Raw genomic sequence first — 25245 nt, forward strand, 5'->3', positions numbered from 1 at the left:
AGTCATACCGCGTCTTCTGGAGGAAATAGGCCTCTCCAGACAGATGAGCTGAGGGTCGGTCTAGAGATCATTAGGTGGTGGGAGAATGAAGGAAGCTTTGTTCTATGTCAAGCGCGAGGCATCCAGTGTGCAGTGTCAATTATGTCCGAGGGGCTGTGTTATTGAACCGGGCTGCAGCGGCGATTGTCTGGCCAGAAAAAATGAAGGCGGTACGCTGACCAGTGCGTCTTATGGGCAGATTACCTCTTTTGGAGTGGACCCCATAGAGAAAAAACCGCTGTATCATTTCCATCCGGGTCGTGACATTGTCAGCTTCGGGTCATTTGGATGCAACCTGCACTGCCTCAACTGCCAGAATTATAGAATTTCTCAGTTTGTTGCCCCTTCCGTGTCTCTGTCGCCTGAGCAGTTGCTGGCGCGAGCGCTCGAAGAGCCGAGGAGCATTGGCATTGCGGCGACTTACAATGAGCCCACAGTCAATTTTGAATATGTGCTTGAAGTCTTCAAGCTCAACCGGGCTGCCGGATTTAAAAACGTACTGGTGACCAATGGTTACCTGAATCCCAAGCCATGGGAAGCACTGCTGGATTGGACGGATGCAGTCAACCTGGACGTCAAGGCTAATGATCCCCGTTTTTATGAAACCGTCTGTAGGGCGACGCTGGCGCCGGTGCTCCGCAGTCTGGACGCCCTGCTTGAAAGGCAGGAGGTCCACACAGAGCTGACCTGGCTTCTGATTGAAGGCCAGAATGACGATCCCGTGAAACTTTCAGCTTTCGCAAAACGCGTCGCAGACATCAGACCGGAGACTCCGCTGCACATCAGCAGGTATTATCCCAATTATCTGATGAACCACCCTGAGACGAAAAAAGAAGCCCTGTTTTCGGCGCGTGATACGGCAAACCAGCATTTAAGCTATGTATACATAGGCAATTTGAGTGAGGGAGATCACGGGACCCGGTGCACTAACTGCGGTGAAATCCTCGTTCAGCGCTTTGGCTACGAGATCAGCGTCAGCATAAAAGATCAGCATTGTCCAAAATGTGGCGCACTTCATCCAATACGGATGGATTAGATGGTATACTTGGGGTATATATCTCACAAGAAAGGAGCGTGTTCGAATGGAGATTACTTTCAGACCTATGCGTGAACAGGATGCGGAGGTCATCATCAGTTACAAACATGGCAATGATTATGCGTGCTTCGATTCTGAGAAAAACCAGACGGACATTGATTCGCTCCTCAGCGATCCCAATGTGGACATTTTTGTCGCCATCAGCGAGGAAGATGAGATCCTCGGATTTGCAGAGGTCGCCTTTGACGAAGACGACATCCTTGAAATGAGCGGTGCGCTATTGCCGGAATTTACAGGGATGGGCCTGGGGTGCAACTTTATCACAGAGTGTATCAACTTTCTCGTCGAGCATTATGATTATGCCGGCGGCGCTCTGCGCACTCTGGTTCAACCGGGGGATCGCCACGCGCAGAAAGTATTGGAACGCGTTGGATTCCAATTGACGGAAACCACTGAGGATTGGATCGAAATGCAGATTGATCTTTAAAAGACTTTGAGATATTGGCTTATAATAAAAAAGGACTGGCAAACCGGCGCGAAGTCAGACAAAGGATAAATCCTGACTGCGCACAACTAGGTTGCCAGTCCTGTTTATTCACAGGATATGAAGGGTGGTTGGCTATGAAGATCCAGTATAGGCTATGGTTGGGCGACGAAGGTGAAAAAGTTCTGGGAAGCGGACCGGTTGCGCTGCTTAAAGGGATTGCCTCCACAGGGTCACTCAGTGCGTCCAGCAGACAGATGGGCATGTCGTACTCCAAAGCGTGGCATGTGATTCGCCGGCTGGAACAGCACCTGGGTCTGGAATTGGTTGTCAGGCGCGTCGGAGGGTCAAGGGGCGGAGGCGCAACCTTGACGGCAGATGCTGCTGAGCTGATTGAACGCTACGAAGTTTTTTGTGAAGAAGTTGAGCAGTTTATTGGGAACGCCTACAGCGAACACCTTGGAGACTGGCTGGAAAGCAGGGGGAATAGAAACCCGGATTGAGTTTATGCTGTCCAGAGAAAATGGCGAATTAAAAGCAATATTGTGATATGGACGGGATAGAACAAATAGCCAACGTGCTTTGGCAGGCGCAGTCCGGTATAAGGCAATCCGTAAATGAGCGGCAGCGCCCCCAGCGCAAGGACTTGAATGGAAACCCGTGTCGTTTCCCAGTAATACCAGGACAGCGCTGCAAGTGCAAGGGTCATGAGGACAGGTTTCTGGTAAAACAGGTGAAAGGCGAGAATTAAAAGGAGACCATAGAGCCCGTAGGAATAATCAATGGTCCAGGTGCTCGCGAGGATTGGAATTGCCAAAAGTTTGATGAACGGCTGACGGTGCGAGAGGCACAGGATGATGCCAAGACCTGCGGCGAGTGTGAAAAAAATATTCAAACCGCTTGGTACAAAGTAACTGTAGGGAATTTGGGAGATCAAACCGTAGAGCAGCATCCTCAGGAGATAGCGAGGCTGACTGCGGGTAAGGCGTGCGCCACGGGCCACCAAAAAGGCAAAAATGGGAAAGGACAAACGTCCGATCATGCGCCAGACAATTTGATCCGGGAATAGCAGATAACCAATATGGTCAATGAGCATGGTGAGAATGGCAACCAGTTTAAGGGTATCATCATAAACTGGTTTTTTTATGGCATCTTCCAATGTGAGCACCTCGCAAATTTGACTTGGACAAACAGGCAATAAAGTTTTATTTCGAAATGAGGTTGACTTATGCAGATCACAAAGCTCTCTTTCAAAAAGATGACGCCCATGGTGGAGGTATGGCTGGATAATAGTTTAGGTTTTACCTGCCATCTGGACCTGGTCCTGAAATACCAACTTGAGACTGGCATGACACTCACAGAAGACGTTCTTGAATCACTCAGGCAGGATCAGCTGTCCCTGGAAGCCTGGCATAAGGCACTGCGTTACTGCCTTTCCAGGACGAGGACTGTCACAGAGGTGAAGCGCTATCTGTCCTCAAAAGAGGTGGACACCGACTTGGCGAACAGCATTCTGGCAAGGTTGGTGCAGGATTACGAACTGGACGATTTAAAGGCGGTCATAGAGTATGATGAGCAGAACCGCGGGCGTATGGGGCGCAGACGGATACGAAGTGATCTGCAGCGTCGAGGTGTTTCCGGTTCGGTCATCGATGCCGCATTAGGCGGCCGTGATGCTGAGGATCGTGAGGCGGAGGAGCTTGAAGCTGCTCTGGCGCTGGCTCGAAAAAAGATCGCCAGCGATCGTGGGGATGACCCTGGAAAAGTTGCCATGCGCGTCATTGGGCTGCTTCAGAGAAAAGGGTACAGTCAGGGTCTCATCCGAAAAGTTGCGGACACCCTTGAACTCAAACTCTACTGAACAAGAACAGCGTTCTCAATATTTCTTTACAAAATTCAGTTGAATACGCGGGAAATTTTCAGGCTTATAATCCATTGTTTATCGTTAACCTATTTAGGGAACGTACTACTAGTCGACATAAGCAGAGTTGCAAAAGCCGCAGCTCTGCTTAATTTTGTATAACAGGCTGATTCTCCGGAAACGTCAAAAATCCTTTTTCTATACATAATCTGTAAGACAAGGTTCGAACCTTGTCCTTAAACTGAATGTCAATGGCATCGCCATTCTGTGAGAGAACCTCACCCCAGCCGAATCTGAGATGGTGAGCAGCACCGCTGGGACACCCGGCCGGCGTTGAACCGGCATCCCGGGCAGAGCCTGAGGCATTTGGACGCAGGCGTTCAAGGCTTTCCATGATTTCCGTGATGAACAATGACAAGCGGAGGTGACGGCCGCCGCCAAATCTCGAATGCATAATCCGGACGCTCTCGCGTGCACGGCTGACGCCGACATAGAACAGGCGCCGCTCCTCCTCGAGAAGCAGTCGTTCGGGCTCTGTGCGAAACTCCTCTTTGACTGGAAAAATGCCTTTCAGGATGTCTACCAGGACAACGTGATCAAACTCACGCCCTTTGGAGGCGTGTAGGGTGGACAGCGCTACCAGGGCGTCATCACCCCTTGGACGATACTGGTCCAGCGCGGTGAGTCTCTCAAAAAATGGCTCCGGCCGTTCAAAGCGACTCGCAATGGCGATCAGTGAAAACCACATGGAACGAATGCGGTCCGCGGATTGTCCCAGTGAGTTCTGAGCGAATTCCAGATAGCCGGAGTAGCCCAGCTCGCCGTCAATGGTTTCGAGAAAGTCGGCAGCGCCCATATGCTTTAAGCCGCGGACAGTTTGCTGGACCCGCCGTATTCGCTCGCTGGAGTGCCCTTTTCTGCCGATGGTTTCGAGGCTGACCTCAAACACATCACGGCCCCGGTGGTTGAGGCGGATCGTCTCGACGGCTTCTTTATTAATCCGCAGTTCCGTCTTGTAGACAATGCGCAAAAAGGCGTCCAAATCAGCAGGGTTCGCAGACAGCTTGATAAAAGCCTCCATATCTCGAACCAGCCAATGGTCTGATAAGCTGCGTCTTCCGGCCTCGATTTTAAAGGGAATGCCTGCCTCGAGCAGCGCATCCATAACAGAGAGTCCTGACAGATGGTTCCTGTACAAAATTCCCGTGGTATGGCCAGGGACAGCTTGATTTTGCAGCTGATCCAATATGGATTTATTTCGGTCGCTGTAGGTTTCAAACTCCATTAGGGTGACCTTGCCGCCGCTGCCCCTGTCGGTAGTCAGCGTTTTGTCATATCGCGTTTGATTGTGGCAGATTATTCTGGAACATACATTGATAATTTCCTGCCTTGACCTGTAATTTTTACTGAGATGATACAGGCGGCCGCCAGGGAACTGCGATTCGAAGCTCATCAGCAGCTCGGGACTGGCGCCTCTGAAGCCGTAAATTGCCTGATCATCATCCGCGACAATAAAAAGATTGTTGGCGGGATAGACCAGCCTTTTTAAAATCTCGTGCTGAACCTTTGAAGTATCCTGGGCTTCGTCAATTTGGACAAAGGGATAGCGTTTCTTGAGGCGGTTCAGAATGCTGCTGTCTTCCTGAAGCAGCTTCAGGGCAGCCAGCAAAAGGTCGTCGAAGTCCATGACGTGGTGTTTGGCTTTCAAAGCCTCGTAGGCATCTGAAATCCTGTCGATCTCCGGAAAATCCAGTCCGCTTGCAGCCAGTTTGCCGCTGGCGTACATCATGTTTCTCGCATACCCGATTTGATTGGACAGCGCTTCATACTGATCGTCATTCAGACGCGAGCCGGTAACCTGACTGGCCGCGGCGGACAGAAGCTCTCTTTGGTGAGTCAGCAAGGTTTTTGGGCGGATGCCGCGCTCTTTCCATACCTGGCCCAGCACTTTGAAGGCAAAGCTATGAATGGTTGAAAATTCAAACTGATGCCTGAAATTTGGACGGAAACGGGCTGCATAGCGTTCTGCCATATCAGAGGCAGCAGCCTTGCTGAAGGTCAGGTTGAGCAGGTTTCTTGGATCGAGGCCGTGATGCTCAGATAAATAAACAGCCCGGGCAAGCATCAGTGTTGTTTTGCCGCTCCCGGGTATTGCAAGGGTTAAAGCAGGGCCTTCAAAATGGCAAATGGCATCCTGCTGATCTTTACCAAAGAATAGATTGAGTTCCTGTTCAAGTACTTTAAAAAATGACATGCTTCACCTCCGGTAAGATCTTATAATTGTATCATATTTGGGCAAAAAAAATAAAATTGAGAAATTAATTGGAGACAGGGTAAAGATGTAGTGATTCTCTTAAAATCCTTTATTTAAAACCTAAAAAGCGGTTGCGGCATGTGGGTAAAAAATGGTTTACTTATAGTAGGGAATGAGGTAAGATATTCTGTGACTATGACGTCGTGATGCAGGATATTCAAGACATGACACGCTAAAGATGACGTACGATCCCGCCAATGGAGAAGTCCATTGGCTTTTCAATCATGGCTCGTAGAACAAGCCAAATCATCACATTTTTAGGAGGATTCAAATGGCATTTGAAATGATCAAAAAAGAGGGAAATAACGTCACGGTACAAATGACAGTTTCCGCGGAAGCATTCGAAAAAGCAATTCAAAATGTTTACAGCAGCACTAAAGGGCGTTATGCAATCCCAGGTTTCAGAAAAGGGAAAGTGCCAAGAAGCATCATCGAAAAGCAGTTTGGCGAAGGTGTTTTCTTTGAAGACGCAATTAACGACCTGCTTCCAGGCGCATATAGTGAAGCGGTTGACGGCTTGGCGCTGGATCCGGTTGCACAGCCTGACATTGATGTCAAAGAAGTAAGCAAAGAAAATGGCCTGGTCATCGAGGCCGTCGTCATCGTCAAACCTGAAGTCGCAATTGACAATTACAAGGGTGTCGACGTTAAGAAGATCGAGACAGTAGTTTCAGAAGAAGAGGTTGACCAAGAGATCGAAAAGATCAGAGAGATGAACGCACGTCTTGTTTCTATTGAAGATCGTCCTGTTCAGGATGGAGATACTCTGACTATTGATTATGCCGGCACTATTGACGGTATTGCCTTTGATGGCGGCACTGCCCAGGGCCAGCAGCTCGTTGTTGGATCCGGTCAATTTATTCCGGGCTTCGAGGAGCAGCTCATTGGCGCTAACCTTGGCGACCACGTAGAAGTTAAAGTTACCTTCCCGGAAACGTATCACTCAGAAGACCTCGCAGGAAAAGAAGCTGTTTTCGCAGTAGACGTTCATGGCATTCGTGTGAAAGAGCTTCCTGCGCTGGATGATGAACTCGCGAAAGACGTTTCAGAATTTGACACCCTTGAGGAATTGAGGGCAGACTATAGAGCCAAACTCACTGAGACGGCTGAGAAGCAAAATGAAATGGCGCTTCGTGACAGTGTCATCGATGCTGTCGTCGCGAAACTTGAAGCGGATATTCCAGACGCTATGGTCGAAAATGAAATCGATTATATGATCCGGGATTTCGACAGCCAGCTTCGCTATCAAGGTCTGGATCTCGACGGATACATGAAGTTTACAGGCAGCAAGCTTGAAGACCTCAAAGAGCAGATGCGCACAGATGCCCTTGCAAGAGTCAGAACGACCCTTGCAATTGAAGAAATTTCCAAGCGCGAAGCGATCTCAGTGACGGATGTGGATCTTGAGAATGAATTTGTCCGCATCGCTGAGCGTCAGGGTACAGATGTGGAAAACGTCAAGAAAGTATTTGCATCTGACAATTACGAGTATCTTAAGAACAATCTCGTGACTAAGAAAACGGTGGATTTCCTCGTCGAACAAGCTAACTTTGCAGAATAACGGAGGTGCGCTTATGAGCCTGGTGCCTATCGTCGTCGAACAAACCAATCGCGGTGAACGGTCCTATGACATTTATTCAAGACTCCTTAAAGATCGCATCGTCTTCATCAGCGAGGAGATTACGGATCTGACAGCCAACCTTGTCGTCGCTCAGCTGCTGTTTTTGGAAGCGGATGACCCGGACAAGGACATCCACTTGTACATCAACAGTCCTGGTGGCAGCATTACAGCCGGTATGGCCATTTTCGACACCATGAACTACATCAAGCCGGATGTGTCAACGATCTGTATCGGTATGGCTGCCAGCATGGGCGCATTTTTACTGGCATCTGGCGCCAAGAGCAAGCGTTTTGCTCTGCCAAACGCAGAAATCATGATTCACCAGCCGCTCGGCGGCTTTCGCGGCCAGGCTTCGGACATTAAGATCCACGCTGAGCGCATACTGAAAATCAGGGAGCAGATCAACAAGATCTTGTCTGAGAGGACAGGGCAGCCTTTGGAGGTTATTGAACGCGACACGGACAGGGATAATTTCATGTCTTCGGAAGAAGCGGTGAACTATGGCCTGATTGATCGCATTCTGGTCTCCAGGGTGTAAAGAAAGAGGTTTGACATGACGAAATATGAAAATAAAACTCAGCTGCAGTGTTCGTTTTGCGGTAAGACGCAGGACCAGGTCAAAAGACTGATCGCGGGACCAAATGTATACATTTGTGACGAATGCATTACGCTCTGCAATGAAATCATTTCGGATGAAATGGATGACGTCGAGGACCTTGAACTCGAGGATCTTCCAAAACCGGAAGCCATTGCGAAGACGCTGAATGAGTACGTTATTGGCCAGGAACGCGCTAAGCGGGTACTGTCTGTCGCTGTGTACAACCATTATAAGCGTGTCAGACGCGGGGTGACCGGCAAGGCGGATGTAGAGCTTCAGAAGAGTAATATTCTGATGCTCGGGCCAACCGGGTCGGGTAAGACGTTGCTGGCTCAGACCCTGGCAAAAATTATCAATGTGCCGTTCGCCATGGCAGACGCAACAGCCTTGACAGAGGCCGGTTATGTAGGTGAAGATGTTGAAAATATCCTTTTAAAGCTGATTCAAGCTGCAGATTTTGACATTGAACGCGCTCAAAAGGGCATCATCTACATTGATGAGATTGATAAAATCTCCAGACGCTCTGACAATCCGTCCATCACAAGGGATGTCTCTGGTGAAGGCGTTCAGCAGGCGCTGCTGAAAATTATCGAAGGAACGGTTGCCAATGTTCCGCCGCAAGGTGGGCGCAAGCATCCGCACCAGGAATTCATCCAAATCGACACGACCAATATCCTCTTCATTTGCGGTGGTGCTTTTGACGGCCTCGAAAAGATCATCGAGCGCCGTACGGGTACAAAGACCTTGGGCTTTGGGGCTCAGATCATAAGTAAAGAAGATAAGGAAATTGGCGCGCTCTTGGAAAAGCTCGAAACAGAGGACTTGCTGAAATTCGGCCTGATTCCGGAATTTATTGGCCGTGTTCCTGTAGTAGTCTCTCTGCATGAGCTGGATGAGGCAACGCTTCTCAGAATATTGAAAGAGCCAAAAAATGCTTTGGTCAAGCAATACCAAAAACTGTTTGAACTCGACAACGTTGAAATAAGCTTTGATGAAGAAGCGCTGAAGGCAGTGGCACACATGGCAATTGAAAGAAAAACCGGTGCCCGCGGGCTCAGAAGCATTCTTGAAAACGCCATGCTGGATATCATGTATGAAATTCCAAGCCGGGATGATATTGTCTCAGTTCGGATTACGCGAGAATCCATTGTCGACAAGAAGATGCCGGTTATGCTGCTGAAGGATGGGACTTCAGAAAAGAAACCCTCCCAAGACAGACAAAGCGTCTCCTGATTAAATTTATACATTTAAGCGAGTCAGAGGATCCTATTGGCTCGCTTTTATTTTTCTGAAACTCAAAAGTTGCGTTTCACAAACGGTATAAAAAACTTTTTTCGATTTGTTAGCACTCTTGCTTGATGAGTGATAATTCCTTTGGTATAATTTGAATAACCCTTAAAATGGGTGGAAAGGAGAGAACACCATGGAAACAAACGACAAGATTATGTCAATGCCGTTGATTCCACTGCGCGGATTATCGGTATTTCCCTATATGGTGCTTCATTTCGATGTTGGTCGAGAGAAGTCAATCAAGGCGCTTGAAGAAGCCATGATTTATGATCAGAAGATTTTCCTGACAACGCAGCGTGACATTGATGTCGACCTGCCTTCAACGGAAGATTTCTATGAGATTGGCACCATATGCAAAATCAAACAAATGCTGAAGCTCCCGGGAGACGCTATTCGCGTCTTGGTGGAAGGCGTCAGCCGGGGCAAGGTTGAAGGCATTATTTTTGAGGAGCCTTACTTCAAAGCGCGGATCCTTAAAATTGAAGAGGATATCAGCCGTGACAGAGAAACAGAAGCTTTGATGCGCTCATGCCTGACGGCTTTTGAAAAATACATTGCTGTCAGCAACCGCGTCTCACCTGAAGTGATGCTTTCCATGACCACTATAGAAGAGCCTGGCCGGTTTGCTGATGTCCTGGCCTCCAATATGGTTCTCAAGACGGAGCAAAAGCAGGAAATTCTGGAAGCGGTTGAGCCAAAGAAGAGATTGACAGCGATTTATGCCATTCTTCTCAGCGAAATTGAAATTATGGAAGTTGAGAAACAGATCAACGAGAAAGTCAGAAAGCAAATCAACAAAATGCAAAAGGAATATTATCTTCGTGAGCAAATGAAAGCAATCAGGGAAGAGCTTGGCGAAGACTTTGATCCGGATGATGAAATTGAGGAGCTTTACAAGAAACTGGACAAGCTAAAACTGGACAAAAAAATTGCGGACAAAGTCTCCAAAGAAATCGAGAGGCTTTCAAGAATGTCGCCGGCATCTGCAGAAAGCACCGTAGTCCGTAGCTATGTGAATTGGATCCTGGATTTGCCATGGAATAAAAAGACCAAAGATACTCTGGACATATCAAAAGCACGTACGATTCTGGATGAAGACCATTATGGCCTGAAGAGTGTTAAAGAACGTGTCCTGGAGTATTTGGCCATCCGTGAACTTACCAAAAGTCTCAAGGGGCCAATTATTTGTCTTGTCGGCCCTCCGGGCGTCGGTAAAACCTCTATTGCCAAATCTATTGCGAGGTCTCTGAACAGGAAGTTTGTCCGCATGTCACTGGGCGGCGTTCGCGACGAAGCGGAGATCAGGGGACACAGAAGGACTTATATAGGCGCCATTCCGGGCAGAATTATCAACGGCATCAAAGAGGCGGGCACAAAGAACCCAGTTTTCCTTTTTGACGAGATTGACAAACTAACTTCGGACTTCAGAGGCGACCCGGCTTCAGCGCTTCTTGAGGTACTGGATCCTGAGCAGAACAAAGACTTTACGGATCACTATCTCGAAGTGCCCTTTGACTTGTCCAGCGTTATGTTCATAACCACTGCGAACTCGCTGGGGACTATACCTAGACCGCTTCTGGACAGGATGGAAATTATCGAGGTATCCGGCTACACCGAATTCGAGAAATTGAATATCGCGAAAAGATATTTGGTGCCAAAGCAGCTTAAAGCCCACGGACTGACTGAGGACAACCTCAGTTTGAGCGATGATACGCTGAGTGCCATCATCAGTTATTACACCCGCGAATCCGGAGTGCGCGAACTCGAGCGTCAGATCGCGACGGTCTGCCGCAAAGTTGCAACGAGAATTGTCGAAGACAAAGTCATTACAGTCAAAGTGAACCGCAGCAATCTGGACAAATCTCTGGGAGTCAAGAAATACCACTATGATGAGATTCAAAAAGAGAATCAAGTGGGCATTGCGACAGGTCTTGCCTGGACACCTGTGGGAGGGGACACGCTCTCCATTGAGGTTTCGATCATGAAAGGCAAGGGCAACCTCGTCCTCACCGGACAAATGGGTGATGTCATGAAGGAATCCGCAAGAGCAGGTTTGAGTTATCTCAGGTCGATCTCTGAGAAATACGAAATTGCGGATGACTTCCATGAAAAAATGGACATTCATATTCATATACCTGAAGGCGCCATTCCTAAAGACGGACCTTCTGCGGGCATTACTATGGCAACCGCCGTGCTGTCAGCTATAACAGGAATTCCTGTTCGACATGACCTTGCCATGACCGGAGAAATTACGCTGCGCGGCCGGGTACTGCCAATTGGCGGCCTGAAGGAGAAATCCCTTGCGGCGAGTCGCGCAGGGGTAAAAACAGTCCTGTTCCCTAAAGAGAATGTCAAGGATATTGAAGAGATACCGTCCACGATTCGAAGCAAAATGAAATTTATCCCTGTTGAATCCATGGATGAAGTTCTCGAGCACGCACTCGTAAAGGAGGCTGCAAAGTGAAAATCCAGAATTCTCGTTTCATCATAAGCGCTGTTAAGCGGGATCAGTATCCTGAGGATGAACTTCCTGAAATTGCAATGGCGGGAAGATCCAACGTAGGCAAATCCTCTCTCATCAACATGATGATTAACCGCAAGGGACTGGCGAAGACTTCTTCCACACCTGGAAAGACTCAAACCATAAATTTCTATGATCTGGATGGAAAGATGAGGCTGGTCGACTTGCCAGGCTATGGATATGCCAGAGTTTCCAAGGATAAGAAGAGCGGCTGGGGTAAAATCATTGAATCTTATCTGGTCAACCGGCCAAATCTAATGGAAGTATTTCTCCTGGTGGATTTACGCCATGATCCCTCTGAAGACGACCGCTTGATGTACGAGTGGATTCGAACTTTTGGCTATAAGGGCGTTGTCATAGCTACAAAAGCTGATAAGATTAAAAATAGTCAGCTTCAAGTCAGGAAAAAAGCACTCAGAGATAAACTGGGCATGAGTGAGGATGATGTCGTGATCGTGACCTCAGCAGACTCACGAAAAGGCAAATATGACCTATGGGATTTCATAAATGGGTTACTGGAGCAAAAAGGCTTCGAGGTTCGATTCGAACGTCAGCAGCCGGAGCCGTCAGACAAATAGCAATTAATGAAAAGCCGCTTCGGGGACAGATTCCTGAAGCGGCTTTGTCAATGTAAATAGGCAGAGCACGTTAGTTGTGTTAAAATGAAAAAAAGTCAGTTGACGGGAGGTGGGTGCATGCTCTTCAGCCGCAGCCGTGTAGTAATGTTTCTGATCTGCATCTTTATTTTCATGGCAGCGATTTTTGTATACACGGATCAGCTGATAGAAGACCAGATTGACCGCCTTGAAGAAGATTTGCTGCGCCTTCAGGCCTCCATGGTAGCCTGGGTGGCGGGAGAGTTCCAGAGCAGTGCGTCTGTCTTTGACGCAGAAATTCAGTCGGCAAGGGATCGTTTCATTGAACAGCAGTTTCAGGTGCTCGTATCACTGATTTCGAATGCGTCAACCAATGCCCAGGCAGATGAAACGCTCATTGCTGAATTTTCTGATGGATCATTTGGGAGTCTCAGAGAAGATGGATCACTCTTTTACAAGGGGCCTCTTCCCGAAGCTGTCATTTCTTATGCTTACAGTCTCCATAAAGGCAGCTGGCAGCTCAAGAAAATTGAAAGGCTGGAAGTCTCTGATCCAGATCCTTTATTCAACAGCGGCGAGAATTATGTGGTGTATTTTTACAGGAGCGAAAAGACCGGCAGTGTGTTATTTACCGGTGCGCGCATTTTGAGCAGCGCTGATCAGATACGACTCAGCACAAGTCCTTTGGAGGCTTATCTCAAGAACTTGCATGAGACTCGCGGCTATGAAAGCATTCTGTTGAATAACAGCGGCAGAATTGTCAATGCTTATGATCCTGCAAAGATCGGAATGACGCTGTCACAGACGGATGCCAAGAGCGGCATCAGCTTATTTCAGAAAATAATTGACAATCCGGATCAGAAATTTGAAGTGGCTCTGGATCAGGTCTACGAAGCGTATACGCTTCCGTTGGATGAGGGACATATACTCCTGATGAAGCCGGCTGCTGCGGAGGAAAGTGTGAACCGCTTCAGCAGAGTGCTCGGCTATGTGTTGATTCTGTTCAATCTGGCTATTGTTACAGCGGTTATGATGTTTCTGAGAAAAAACCACGCGTTTGTGATCGAAAAGATCAGCCTGACAGAGATGCAAGTTAAGAGGCGCAGACATGCGGCCGGATTTATTGTGGTGGTTATTGTCCTTGGATTCGCCATGATGATTCTTTTGATCAATGGATTATTAAACATTCAGATGACACAGCTGGACTTTGACAAAGAGCTGCAGCGCTTTTCGGATGCTATGGCAGGACAGTACACAGAAGCTTACGAATCTCTTGAAGAACAAAACGATCTGTTCAATCTCGAAATGAGGAGCAATAAGACAGAGCAGGTTAAAGCGCTGTATACGTCTCTGCGTGATATTTCATCAGAAGCTATCCGAAAGTACCCTTCTACCGCCAGCAGCAGCGATTATGTCATAAATTGGATGCGGGTATCGCAGACGACTCGGGAATTGGTCGCCAGCCAGTATGGCATAGATCTTGGCCTGGTGGAGGATTATATCGTCACAGGTCCTAAGGAAGCGGGTTCAGGGGTGACCTTGATTGGTTATGACTCCGAAAAACTGAATGTTTGGGTCGTTCAATCCCTGGTCAGTGGATCTTCAGAGGAACAGCCTTTTTCATGGGCTCCGCTTGCCGCTTCCGGGGCGCACATCAATGGTTTCTTTGCGCATTACACCCTAAAAGGATTGGAAAGCATCCCGGTTCTGGAGGCTGTGCTGCCGGATTCGGGTAATACGAGAAGTCATGCCGAGGCTTTAGGTATGGCGCTTTATCATGATGCGCTGGATGAGACCATCGGCATAAGAAAGCCAAATGGCCAGTCCTGGATTGTCTATGTCCCGACCTCAGATCCGCTTAGTGGGGACTTGAGGCAGGCGGCTTATGATTTTACCAGAGCCATGAGTCTGGCGACGCTGCTCTTGGTATTGGTAGTTGTGGGCGGCTGGTGGCACTATGGCAGGAAGGAGCCTGTTTCATGAAAATGGCGGTTCTTTGTTACGTGGAGCACGACGACTCAGTGCTGATGCTTCATAGAAACAAGAGGAAAAACGATTACCATTTGGGGAAGTGGAATGGCTTGGGCGGCAAATTCCTGCCGGGCGAATCCCCTGAGCAATGCCTGTTGAGAGAAGTTCGCGAAGAATCCGGTCTTGAGCCGGTGACTTATTCGCTGCGCGGGATCATTACTTTTCCCTTGTTTGATGGGGTCGAGGACTGGTATACTTTTGTCTATACTGCCAGTACTGCAAAGAAAGAGGTCATTGACCCTGAAGAAGGGACACTGGCCTGGATTCCAAGAAGTGAGGTGCCGGACTTGAACCTTTGGGAAGGAGACAGGATTTTTCTGGACTGGGTCTTCAACCGGACAGAATTTTTTTCCGCTGTCTTCCGGTATCAGGCGGGCGAATTCAAGGATTATGAAGTCGTTTTTTACCCCGCCTCTGCGTCAAGCGCTGTAAACGCTTAAACGGACTAAAAGAAATATAATTTTGAAAGGGTGTATTCTTTTGAATCAAAATCCAGTGGTCACTATTGAACTTGAAAACGGTAAACTCATCAAAGCTGAATTATTCCCGGAAATTGCGCCTAACACAGTGAACAATTTCATTGACCTTGCCCGCAAAGGTTACTATGACGGGCTGATCTTTCACCGCGTCATCAGGGGCTTTATGATTCAGGGCGGCTGTCCTGAAGGCTCAGGTATGGGCGGCCCGGGGTATAAAATCAAAGGCGAGTTTAATCTGAATGGGTTCAGAAATTCACTTGTTCACGAGCCGGGCGTATTGTCCATGGCACGTTCGCAGTCGCCGGATTCTGCAGGTTCACAGTTCTTTATTATGCACGAGCATTCTCCGCATCTGGATGGCCAGTATGCGGCCTTCGGAAAAGTCGTCGAGGGCATGGACGTTGTCAACGACATTGCAACGACGAAAACTGACTTTAGAGATCGTCCGGTAGAGCCTCAGAAAATCAAGAAAATGAGCGTGGAAACTTTTGGCGTCGAGTATCCGGAGCCTGTTAAAATGATGTAATCCATCGAGGCGAGTTCGCAGGTCGAAGCCGCCCTGGTGATGGCAGGCAGCAGATTGAAATGAGTTGAATACAGCAGCAGGGGTTGCATAGCAAAACAGGTGTCCCGGGGATCCGGGACACCTGTTTTGCTTTAAAAAAGGGAAAATGGCGGTTGGGCCATTTTCCCGACTGAGGTAACTGTAATAGTATTAGTAATGATTTGGCACTAGAGCTTTCCGTCTGAACCAAGGACGTTGACCAGCTTGTGATGGACCATATTGCGGATGGCATCACGGCCGACGCCGAGATATTTTCGTGGGTCGAACTCAGCAGGATTGTCATGGAGGGATTTTCTGATGGCTGCAGTCATGGCAAGGCGAAGGTCTGTGTCAATGTTGATTTTGCAGACACCGAGAGCAGCCGCTCTGCGGAGCATATCCTCAGGGACACCCTGGGCACCTGGAATGTTGCCGCCGTAGGCATTGCACATTTCGACGAATTCAGGAATGACTGTAGAAGCGCCGTGAAGGACCAGCGGATACTCCGGAAGGAGCTTGGTGATGGTTTCCAGACGTTCGAAATCCAGTTTTGGCTCACCTTGGAACTTATAAGCGCCGTGGCTTGTGCCAATGGCAATAGCAAGGGAGTCACAACCTGACCGCTTCACAAAATCAACCGCCTGAGTTGGGTCTGTATAAGTGGCGTCCTCAGCTTTGACGTTGACTTCGTCCTCAACGCCTGCCAACTTTCCAAGCTCTGCTTCAACGACGACGCCCCGGGCGTGTGCGTATTCCACGACCTGCTGCACCAACGCTATGTTTTCCTCATAAGGCAGATGAGAACCATCAATCATGACAGAGGTAAAGCCGTCATCAATACATTGCTTGCAGATTTCAAAGCTGTCGCCGTGATCCAGATGAAGCGCAATATCCAGGTCCGAGTCGATAATGGCAGCTTCGACCAGTTTCTTCAGATAGGCAGGTTTTGCATATTTTCTTGCGCCTGCGGAGACTTGAAGAATGAGTGGGGATTTGACTTCCTTGGCTGCGTCGACAATGCCCTGCACGATCTCCATGTTGTTGACGTTGAACGCGCCGATAGCATAGCCGCCTTCATAAGCTTTTCTGAACATTTCCTTGGTTGTCACAAGAGCCATAGAAATTCCTCCTCTATAGTTGTCGTTTTGAGATACCTTTGCCAGATTATACTAATCATAGAAGATCACTTTTCTTTTGTCAAGGCGGCCGCAGTCGGGATATAATGAGTTAACGGGCCTGATCGGGTGAGATCAGCTGGGCTCGACATAGGAGTGTGAAGTGTTTGAAGTTTCCGGAAAGCTTTTTGGAAGAAATCAGGGCTTTGATTGGAAGTGAAACCGAAGCTTTTTTAAAAAGTTATGAGCAACCCAGGCAATTTGGCCTGCGTGTGAACCGTCTGAAAATCTCTGTGGAGGATTTTCTGAAAATCTCTCCTTTTAAGCTCACACCTATTCCCTGGACCGTGGACGGTTTTTATTACAATGAAACTGAGCGTCCTGCGAAGCATCCTTTCTATCATGCCGGGCTGTATTATCTTCAGGAACCATCGGCTATGGCGCCGGTAAATGTACTCGATCCTCAGCCCGGACAGACGGTTCTCGATCTGTGTGCGTGCCCCGGAGGGAAGACGCTTCAAATCGCCGCCGCCCTTGGGGGCCACGGCACCATAGTGGCAAACGATATCAGCACCAGCCGCATTAAAGCCCTGGTCCGCAATCTGGAAATGGCTGGCGTGACCAATGCCCTGATAATAAATGAAAGCGAGGAGAAGCTGGGTGCACGGTTTCATTCCGTTTTCGACAGCATCCTGATCGATGCGCCTTGTTCGGGAGAGGGTATGTTCAGAAAGGATTCAAAAGCACTTGAGGCGTGGTCCAACCAGGTCCCGGGCCACTTCAGGTCGATTCAGGACAGTCTGCTGGACCAGGCGGCAAAGATGCTGAAGCCCGGTGGGCGACTGGCGTACTCGACCTGCACCTTTAACCGCCAGGAGAATGAATGGGCCCTCGACGCCTTCATGGCGCTGCACTCTGAATTCTCCAAACTGCAGCCTGATCCTAAGCTTGGACTGGACACCCGCACGGGCTATGGCCGCCTCTGGCCGCATCTGCATGAAGGTGAAGGCCATTTTGCAGGGCTTTTGGAAAGCTCTGCCAATGGTTGTGGTCACAGCAGCCTGCCTGACCGTAACAGGTCCCAGAGCGAACCGACAGAGGCTTACCGGCAATTCGAAGCAGAGAATCTCACTATAAAACTCACCGGGCCTTTTCTTCGAATTGAAGACAAGCTTTATAAACTCCCGGAAGGGCTGCCTTCGACACAAGGCATGCGCGTCATTCGCAGCGGCTGGTACCTGGGTGAAGAGAAAAACGGCAGATTTGTCCCGTCCGGCGCCTTTGCCATGGGTCTTAAATCGGGAAATGCAAAACGCGAGATCCACTTTGAGGCGGATCAGTTCAACGTCGTGCGCTATTTGAAGGGCGAAACATTGAACGTCGCCGGCGAAGACGGACTCAATTTGATTTGTCTTGGCGGTTATCCCCTTGGGTGGGGAAAATTGAACAAAGGCAGCCTGAAGAACCAGTACCCGGCTGCATGGCGCATGCTCTAAATGCAATAGAGATACTGAATCCCGCAAACTGACTTTAATGGATCATACAGGAGGAACATAAAATGGCTAAGACCATGAGACTTGACAAATTACTTTCCCATATGGGTATAGGAACCAGAAGCGAAGTTAGAAAATACATCCGGTACGGATGGGTTGAGGTGGATGGCGCCAAACCCAAATCAGGCAGCGTCCATGTCCATCCGGAGGCGCAAACGGTCCTGTACAAAGGGGCTCCGGTTATTTACAAGGAATATGTCTATTATATGATGAACAAGCCTCAAGGTGTGGTTTCTGCCACGGAGGACGCCCGTGAGTCTACCGTCATAGATCTTCTTGAGCCTGAAGATCAGGTCTTCGATCTGTTTCCGGTAGGCAGACTGGACAAGGACACCGAGGGGTTAATGATCCTGACCAATCACGGCGCCCTGGCCCATGGGCTTTTGTCGCCAAAGCGTCACGTTTTTAAAACCTATGAGGCAGTGGTGGACGGCCCGGTCAATGAGAATGACATCAGTGCTTTTAAGGCTGGGGTGACCCTGGATGACGGCTATGAGACCCTGCCTGCAGAACTTGAGATTCTTTCTGTGGGTGATCATAAGAGCGAAACCAGACTCACCATTTATGAAGGGAAGTTCCACCAGGTCAAGCGGATGTTTGAATCCCGAGGGCGATTTGTGGTCTTTTTGAAGCGCATCAGCATGGGGCCGCTTAAACTGGATGATGCCCTTAGTCCCGGAGAGTACAGGGCTCTGACTGAGGATGAGGTTAACCAGCTTTTGGAGCAAGCCGGCCTTTCTGAGGAATGATGGGCGGGTTGGTACACTAAAAACCATCGGCAGAAGCATTTTGGAGAAGCAGACGAGAAGCGCAGCTGGGAGGGTGAGAGGTTTGAGTTCACATGCATGTCAGGATGAGGGCAAGTTTCGCCTCGAGGAGGCAGCGGGAGCGGGCAAACGCTATCTGCTTGCGCTGGATCAGGGTACAACGAGTTCCCGTGCGGTTCTGTTCGACCTCGAGGGGAACATTGTGGGATTGGCACAGAAGGATTTCAGTCAGCACTTTCCTCAACCGGGATGGGTGGAGCATGACCCTTTTGAAATTTGGGGGACCCAGTCCGGGGTCGCGCTGGAGGTGCTTGAGAAAACAGGCGTCTCGCCGTCTGAAATTGCGGCCCTAGGGATTACCAACCAGCGCGAAACGACGCTGGTGTGGGACCGGGAAACCGGCAAACCCGTTTATCCTGCGATTGTCTGGCAGTGCAGGCGGACGGCGGCGTTGTGTGAGACCCTGAAGCAGGAAGGCCATGAAGCCTATATCCGAAAGACGACGGGACTTGTGGTGGACGCCTATTTTTCAGCCACCAAAATTCAGTGGATTTTGAACACGGTACCTGGGGCACGGGAAAGGGCAGACCGCGGCGAACTCTGCTTTGGGACTGTGGATGCCTGGCTGATCTTTAATTTGACCAGGGGGAAGGTACACGCCACGGATGTCTCCAACGCCAGCCGTACCATGCTGTTTAATCTCGACACCCTGGATTGGGATGAGGGTCTGCTTGAAATATTCGGGATTCCGAGAAGCATGCTGCCGGAAATTAAGCCTTCTGCGGGCGTCTTTGGGTGGACGGACCCAGCTATCTTTGGCGGCGTCCGGCTGCCTATATCAGGCGTCGCCGGCGATCAGCAGGCCGCACTTTTCGGCCAGCGCTGCTTTGAGCCTGGAGAGGTAAAAAACACCTATGGAACGGGCTGCTTTATACTGATGAATACGGGACATAAGCGCGTGACTTCAGAGTCCGGTCTGCTGACAACGGTGGCATGGAGTCTGGGGGAGGCGCAGGTGTCTTATGCCCTTGAGGGTTCAATTTTTATAGGCGGCGCAGCGGTTCAGTGGCTCAGGGATGAGCTGCAGCTGATCCGGACAGCCCGGGAAAGTGAAGAAATTGCTGAACGGATTTCGGATACAGGCGGCGTTTATGTCGTTCCGGCCTTCACCGGACTGGGCGCGCCTTATTGGGACATGTATGCCAGGGGCGCCATAGTCGGGTTGACCAGAGGCTCCGGCAGAGACCAGATTGTCCGGGCGACGCTGGAAGCCATTGCCTACCAGACCCGAGATGTCGTAGAGGCCATGAGCGGGGATTCTGCAGTCGCCCTAAGTGCTTTGAAGGCCGATGGCGGCGCCACCGAAAACGAATTTCTCATGCAGTTTCAGGCGGATCTGCTCGGTGTGTCTCTGGATCGACCGGTGGTCATGGAATCGACGGCGCTGGGCGCAGCGCTCCTCGCGGGACTGGGAGTCGGGATCTACCCTTCACTCGCAGCGCTTAAAGCGTTAGGGTCGTCAGTGAAGCGATTTGAGCCTCGAATGGAGGAAGAGCGGCGAAGTGCGCTTTACGCCGGCTGGAAGAAAGCAGTTGACAGGGTGAGGCACAATAACTGTTAGAATAGTTGGAGCAGGGCTGTCAGGCGGTTAAGTGGAAGGGGGCAAGCTGCGTGAATTCCGGGAAGAGATCCATTAAGCCAGAAACCACTGATAACTCAGGTGACACCCTTTATGACGTCGTGATCGTGGGCGCAGGGATTGTAGGCGCATTTCTGGCTTATGAACTGTCCAAGACCTGCTGGAAGGTCGCGGTTGTCGAAAAGGAGCCGGATGTGGCGCTGGGGGCAACAAAGGCCAACAGCGGCATTATCCACGCCGGTTACGACCCGGAGCCCGGGACGTTAAAAGCAAGGCTGAATGTAGAAGGAAGCCGGCTTTACGAAGGGCTGTCCCGTGAACTGTCCTTTGGCTATAAGAAAACAGGCTCTTTTGTCGTAGCGCTGACGGAAGAAGAGGAACATGCACTGACCGGGCTGATGGAACGCGGCCATAAAAACGGCGTCGAGGGAATTGAGCTGCTCAGTGGCGCGGAGGCACGTTCTCTTGAGCCCAGCCTGACGAAAAAGGCGTTGAGCGTCCTTATGGCGAAGTCAACGGCGGTGGTGGATCCCTGGGAAGTGGCCATAGCGGCTTTGGAAAGTGCTGTCGACAATGGGGTCCGGTTGTGGCTCAATACTTGTGTGACGGGCGTTTCATCTCCCGTGCCTGGTTCGCCCGAAGCGCACTTTGAACTGGAAACCACTCAGGGTCGACTGGCTGCCAAAGTAGTCGTCAACGCAGCTGGCGTGCATGCCGGGGAATTATCGGCGCTGCTGTCCGGCGGAAAAGCGGAGTTTGAGATTATCCCGAGGCGCGGGCAATACTTTGTGCTGGACAAGGCAGCAGGACCGCTGGTCAAGAGAGTGATTTATCCTGCTCCGAGCACTATGGGAAAAGGTGTACTGGTGATTCCGACCCTTCATGGGAATATCATGGTTGGACCGGATAATGAAACGCTGACGGCGGAAGAGGCTGAGTCAGTGCAGACTACGGCCGGAGGGCTGGCCTACGTCCGGGATAGGGCAGAGCTGATTATCCCGGGGATTCCCTTTCATCTGGGGATCGCGAATTTTTCAGGCATTAGGGCAGAACCGACCGAAAAAGACTTTATTATCAGAGCGTCAGAGTCTCATCCAAGATGGATTCACGCCGCAGGGATCAAATCGCCGGGACTGTCAGCGGCACCTGCCATTGCGGACAGGCTTTTCTCTCTGATCCGGGAGTGCCTTTCGTTATATAGTCTTAAACCGGATTTCAGACCGGGCCGTCGTCCGAGACCTGTTTTATCCGAATTGCCACCTGAGAGGCGTAGACAGCTTATAGCTGAAAATCCAATGTTTTCACATATCGTCTGCCGCTGCGAGATGGTCAGCGAGGCTGAGGTTGTGGACTGCATCCACCGCTCGGTGGGGGCAAGAACCTTGAACGGCGTCAAGCGGAGAGTCAGACCGGGCGGCGGTCGCTGCCAGGGCGGGTTTTGCGCGCCGAGAATCCTGGAAATACTGTCTCGGGAGCTGGGGATCCCGGAAACGGAAGTGTGCCTGGAACATCTCGGCAGCAAAATGGTCTTTAGAAAAGGGGGAACATCATTGTGATCCCTGCAAATGGAATTGTTAATAATGATGCGCCGCTGAGTCTGCTGGTGATCGGTGCAGGACCGGCGGGTTTATCCGCTGCTATTGAAGCCAAACGCAGCGGTGTAGACCGCGTACTCGTCGTCGATCGGGAGCGGGAGCCGGGCGGGATACTCAATCAGTGCATTCACGCAGGATTCGGACTGTTTCATTTTGGCGAAGAACTGACAGGCCCTGAGTACGCAGAGCGATTGGTAAATGCGGCAGAGGAATCCGGCGTCGAGATCATGTCTGAAACTTTTGTGGCTGAAATAGATCATGATTTAAATGCGGTGCTGTTCAGCAAGTCCCTTGGCTATTTCCAGGTTAAGGCCAAGGCCGTTGTACTGGCTATGGGATGCAGGGAGAGAACGCGCGCTGCAGTTGCGGTGCCCGGAACCCGACCGGCAGGCGTATTTTCTGCCGGAACAGCACAAAGGCTGATCAATATCGAGGGGTATGCCCTTGGTCAGAGAGCGGTTATTGTGGGCTCGGGAGACATAGGCCTTATCATGGCCAGGCGACTGACGCTGGAAGGTGTGGAAGTCGCTGCGGTAGTCGAGATTCGAGAGACGCCATCCGGGCTGCCCAGAAATGTTTCCCAGTGCCTGAAAGCTTTTTCGATTCCGCTGTTGTTAAGCCATAGAGTTGCCGCGATCGAGGGGACATCGAGAGTCACAGGTGTTGTGGTGGAGTCTCTAAACGGAGGAGCGCCTGAGCGGCTTGAGTGTGACTTGGTGCTGTTTTCCGTTGGATTAATCCCCGAAAACGAGTTGTCCGCCATGACAGGCGCTGATCTGCTGGGCGGTACCAATGGACTGCAGCTGACAGGCGAAATGCAGACCTCGGTGCCCGGACTGTTTGCCTGCGGCAATACGTATCGTGTCTATGATTTGGTGGATGAGGTCTCCCGGGAAGCAGGCATAGCGGGACGTGCTGCTGCGGCTTATTTAGGATGTCAAAAGTGCGGCGCACCGAGCGGCGCAGGGTATGCCAAGTCTGGCGGGATAACTTCGTTAAGTTCCGAGACGAGGACAGTGATGGGACAGGATCAGGGTGACGTATCACGGTTTATGCAATCTGAGAAAGACCCGTCATCTATAGCTTCGGACGTGGTTGAAAGTGTGATGGACGAGCCTTTACTCTGCATTATTTGTCCCAAAGGGTGCCGTATAAGGCTGGGATCCGGCGGTGAGATCACGGGCTATAACTGCAGGCGAGGATATGAATTCGCTCTTCAGGAGCTTCGTGATCCCAGCGCGGTTTTGACGGCAACGGTAGCCATTGAGGGCGGAATGTGGCCAAGACTGCCTTGCAAGACCACAAAAGCAATACCTCGGGCGTTGTTAAGGGCAGCGGCGGCATCCTTGTCAAAACTGTCCGTCTCCGCTCCGGTGTCGCTCGGGGAAATCCTGGCGCGGGATTTGGGCGGACTGGGTGTAGATGTGGTTGCGACTCGATCTATGAAAAAGCTGTAACCCTATTGGATAATAATTGAGGATAACTGAAGGATAACTGAAGGATAACTAAAGGATAACTAAAGGGGAAGCATGTGCTGTCAGCCCAATGAACGGGCGGTGCACCTGCTTCCCCTGTATCTTCTCTCGTTGCTGAATTATTGGAGCCTAAGTCCATTAAAGCTGGATCCCAACTCGCTGGTTATCCTTTTGCGGGACAGAGTATGGTCGATCTCAAACGCTCTTCTGACAAAACGGTTTTGGGTATAGATGCCCGAACTGTCTTTTTTGGATCGACAATCTGGCTGATCTTGAGGTCCACATAAAGGCTGGCCAGAAGATAGGCTTCCTCAAAGGTCATTTCCATGCCTGTTTTTAAGAGGCTGACCGCCTGCTCCGTGGCTTCTCGAAGGGCTTCATCCACCGTATCCCCTGAGGCTATGACCATAAAGGCGTCTGGCGTCTCGAGCATAGGCCATTTCTGCGATACGCCTGGAATGAGGTCTGCGGTCAATTCTACCAGGGCCTGGACTTCAAGTCCGGTGAAGCACAGTTCTCCGTCCCCCATGGCAGCGTGACAATCTCCAAGAGCTAAAAGCGCACCGTCCGTGTTAACCGGCAGGTACAAAATGCTCCCGGACGTAATATCCCGAGTATCCATGTTCCCGCCATGGGTCCAGGGTGAAGCAGTACCCCAGGTACCGGAAACCGCGGATGGGGCGGTGCCTATGACACCAATCATGGGTTCGATTGGAAATTCGAAGGTGTTGAAACGGCAGATATTATTCTCTATGGGAAGGACTTTGATGATCCCTTTTTCCACAAGGTCGCCAAGGACACCTTCGCCCGGCACGACCATAGCGATGCCCCGGTCGGCGACCTGAATGTCATGTATAGTAATTTTCAACAGGTCTCCAGGCCTGGCACCTTCCACATAGATAGGTCCGGTCGCAGGATTCAGCCGATCATAATCGATTTCAGACAAGGTTTGTTCCTCAGAAAAAATTTGTTCGTGGAAGCAGTCGTGGGTTTTGACTGAAAAGCGTTCTCCGGGAAGAACAGACCCAATGGACTGCATTTGAGGCGAAAAGGCGTAGAGACATGAACTGCCGTCGAAATGCTTCACTTGAACACCTCCGGGAGGATCGTGAGTTTAACTGAGTTTAGTTTCCGGTTATGACTTTAATAAGCTCGTCCAGGGGCATGCCTGAAGTGACTTCAAAGGTGCCTGCCTTTAGTTTGGAGCCCAATTTTAATGCCTCAACCCGTTGGATAAAGGTTTGGGTGTCTTTAACCAGTCCTTTCTCAACGAGGAGCTTGGCAATGGCATATCCGGTTGAACCGCTTTTAATGTCGATAGTTATTTTTTCTCCGCTTGGAGCAGACGTCCCTGACGCAGGCGGCTGAGTCCCGGTATTGTTGGAGGTCGAACCGCCCGCCGGCAGCGTGTTTACAGAGGGCTGAACCTCAGAGGATGAATTGTCCGGCTTGGTGCTTTCGGATGGCGCATCTCCTTCAGGAAGACCGATTTCAGGTTCCTCCCCCAGTGAGATTTCAGGTGGCTGAGCCTTTGCGAGGGCGTTGGAGTATGTCATGGAGTCGGATATTTTCCAAGAGACCGTTCCGATGATTAATACAATGATCACCAGCGTAATCAACGTGTCGCTGAGATCATAAAGGATGTCTTTAAATTTATCACCCATAGGTACCCTCCTGCTTCTGTTTA

22 protein-coding genes are annotated in these 25245 nt (G+C 50.3%); 17 read left to right on the top strand and 5 right to left on the bottom strand.

The features are described 5' to 3' along the window. Positions 1-85 precede the first annotated feature (85 nt). From amrS to OEL90_RS01955, 3 genes are all read left to right on the top strand, one after another. Entirely contained in the window at positions 86-1075 is a 990-nt protein-coding gene (gene amrS, locus OEL90_RS01945; protein WP_291401814.1) for an AmmeMemoRadiSam system radical SAM enzyme, read from the top strand. 46 nt (positions 1076-1121) lie between these two features. Next, positions 1122-1562 (top strand): GNAT family N-acetyltransferase, encoded by a 441-nt coding sequence (locus OEL90_RS01950; protein ID WP_291401815.1) that lies wholly within the window; start codon positions 1122-1124, stop codon positions 1560-1562. A 134-nt stretch (positions 1563-1696) separates the two neighbouring features. After that, positions 1697-2062, top strand: coding sequence for a winged helix-turn-helix domain-containing protein (locus tag OEL90_RS01955; protein WP_300686923.1), 366 nt, complete (start codon positions 1697-1699; stop codon positions 2060-2062). 2 nt (positions 2063-2064) lie between these two features. Here the strand turns inward: OEL90_RS01955 and OEL90_RS01960 are convergent, their stop codons facing one another. Next, positions 2065-2718, bottom strand: a complete 654-nt coding sequence (locus OEL90_RS01960) for a TraX family protein (protein WP_291401820.1) — start codon at positions 2716-2718, stop codon at positions 2065-2067. A 69-nt stretch (positions 2719-2787) separates the two neighbouring features. Between OEL90_RS01960 and OEL90_RS01965 the strand changes: the two genes are divergently transcribed. Then, complete coding sequence (locus OEL90_RS01965) at positions 2788-3420, top strand: regulatory protein RecX (protein WP_300686926.1); 633 nt, start codon at positions 2788-2790, stop codon at positions 3418-3420. A 148-nt stretch (positions 3421-3568) separates the two neighbouring features. On the opposite strand, the gene OEL90_RS01970 is transcribed toward OEL90_RS01965, so the two are convergent. Then, positions 3569-5674, bottom strand: a complete 2106-nt coding sequence (locus OEL90_RS01970; protein ID WP_300686928.1) for an ATP-dependent helicase — start codon at positions 5672-5674, stop codon at positions 3569-3571. Positions 5675-6005: 331 nt separating this feature from the next. Here OEL90_RS01970 and tig point away from each other — a divergent pair, with 331 nt between their 5' ends. The 8 genes from tig (at position 6006) to OEL90_RS02010 (ending at position 15396) form a co-directional block, all read left to right on the top strand. After that, a complete protein-coding gene (gene tig / locus OEL90_RS01975) occupies positions 6006-7295 on the top strand; it encodes a trigger factor (RefSeq protein WP_300686931.1) in 1290 nt (429 codons plus the stop codon). A gap of 13 nt (positions 7296-7308) precedes the next feature. Further along, complete coding sequence (gene clpP / locus OEL90_RS01980; protein WP_291401826.1) at positions 7309-7893, top strand: ATP-dependent Clp endopeptidase proteolytic subunit ClpP; 585 nt, start codon at positions 7309-7311, stop codon at positions 7891-7893. 15 nt (positions 7894-7908) lie between these two features. After that, positions 7909-9186, top strand: coding sequence for an ATP-dependent Clp protease ATP-binding subunit ClpX (gene clpX, locus OEL90_RS01985; RefSeq protein WP_291401828.1), 1278 nt, complete (start codon positions 7909-7911; stop codon positions 9184-9186). A 190-nt stretch (positions 9187-9376) separates the two neighbouring features. Continuing rightward, positions 9377-11707 (top strand): endopeptidase La, encoded by a 2331-nt coding sequence (lon, locus tag OEL90_RS01990; RefSeq protein ID WP_291401831.1) that lies wholly within the window; start codon positions 9377-9379, stop codon positions 11705-11707. Further along, positions 11704-12342 carry a ribosome biogenesis GTP-binding protein YihA/YsxC gene (gene yihA, locus OEL90_RS01995; RefSeq protein ID WP_291401833.1) on the top strand — a complete coding sequence of 213 codons (639 nt, stop codon included), beginning with the start codon at positions 11704-11706 and terminating at the stop codon, positions 12340-12342. Before lon ends, yihA begins: the two co-directional genes overlap by 4 nt. A 117-nt stretch (positions 12343-12459) precedes the next feature. Then, a complete protein-coding gene (locus OEL90_RS02000; protein WP_300686936.1) occupies positions 12460-14343 on the top strand; it encodes a hypothetical protein in 1884 nt (627 codons plus the stop codon). Further along, the gene (locus tag OEL90_RS02005; protein WP_291401837.1) at positions 14340-14831 is read left to right on the top strand and encodes an NUDIX hydrolase; all 492 of its coding nucleotides are present in this window, start codon (positions 14340-14342) and stop codon (positions 14829-14831) included. Before OEL90_RS02000 ends, OEL90_RS02005 begins: the two co-directional genes overlap by 4 nt. A 40-nt stretch (positions 14832-14871) precedes the next feature. Continuing rightward, positions 14872-15396 carry a peptidylprolyl isomerase gene (locus OEL90_RS02010; protein WP_300686938.1) on the top strand — a complete coding sequence of 175 codons (525 nt, stop codon included), beginning with the start codon at positions 14872-14874 and terminating at the stop codon, positions 15394-15396. A 206-nt stretch (positions 15397-15602) separates the two neighbouring features. Here OEL90_RS02010 and fba read toward each other — a convergent pair whose 3' ends face one another. Continuing rightward, on the bottom strand, positions 15603-16532 hold the full coding sequence (gene fba, locus OEL90_RS02015) for a class II fructose-1,6-bisphosphate aldolase (protein WP_291401840.1): 930 nt from the start codon (positions 16530-16532) through the stop codon (positions 15603-15605). A 164-nt stretch (positions 16533-16696) separates the two neighbouring features. Between fba and OEL90_RS02020 the strand changes: the two genes are divergently transcribed. From OEL90_RS02020 to OEL90_RS02040, 5 genes are all read left to right on the top strand, one after another. Further along, entirely contained in the window at positions 16697-18025 is a 1329-nt protein-coding gene (locus tag OEL90_RS02020) for an RsmB/NOP family class I SAM-dependent RNA methyltransferase (protein WP_300686941.1), read from the top strand. 62 nt (positions 18026-18087) lie between these two features. After that, on the top strand, positions 18088-18831 hold the full coding sequence (locus OEL90_RS02025; protein WP_300686943.1) for a pseudouridine synthase: 744 nt from the start codon (positions 18088-18090) through the stop codon (positions 18829-18831). A gap of 154 nt (positions 18832-18985) precedes the next feature. Continuing rightward, complete coding sequence (glpK, locus tag OEL90_RS02030; RefSeq protein ID WP_291401906.1) at positions 18986-20470, top strand: glycerol kinase GlpK; 1485 nt, start codon at positions 18986-18988, stop codon at positions 20468-20470. Positions 20471-20520: 50 nt separating this feature from the next. Further along, positions 20521-22044, top strand: a complete 1524-nt coding sequence (locus OEL90_RS02035) for an NAD(P)/FAD-dependent oxidoreductase (RefSeq protein ID WP_291401846.1) — start codon at positions 20521-20523, stop codon at positions 22042-22044. Continuing rightward, positions 22041-23540 (top strand): FAD-dependent oxidoreductase, encoded by a 1500-nt coding sequence (locus tag OEL90_RS02040; protein ID WP_300686945.1) that lies wholly within the window; start codon positions 22041-22043, stop codon positions 23538-23540. Before OEL90_RS02035 ends, OEL90_RS02040 begins: the two co-directional genes overlap by 4 nt. Positions 23541-23721: 181 nt before the next feature. Here OEL90_RS02040 and OEL90_RS02045 read toward each other — a convergent pair whose 3' ends face one another. Both OEL90_RS02045 and OEL90_RS02050 read right to left on the bottom strand, forming a co-directional pair. Continuing rightward, entirely contained in the window at positions 23722-24645 is a 924-nt protein-coding gene (locus tag OEL90_RS02045; protein ID WP_300686947.1) for an acetamidase/formamidase family protein, read from the bottom strand. A gap of 37 nt (positions 24646-24682) precedes the next feature. Next, entirely contained in the window at positions 24683-25222 is a 540-nt protein-coding gene (locus OEL90_RS02050) for a hypothetical protein (RefSeq protein WP_300686949.1), read from the bottom strand. Positions 25223-25245: the final 23 nt, after the last annotated feature.

The sequence above is a fragment of the Acidaminobacter sp. genome, assembly GCF_030247605.1.
In the GTDB taxonomy this organism is placed as follows: domain Bacteria; phylum Bacillota; class Clostridia; order Peptostreptococcales; family Acidaminobacteraceae; genus Acidaminobacter.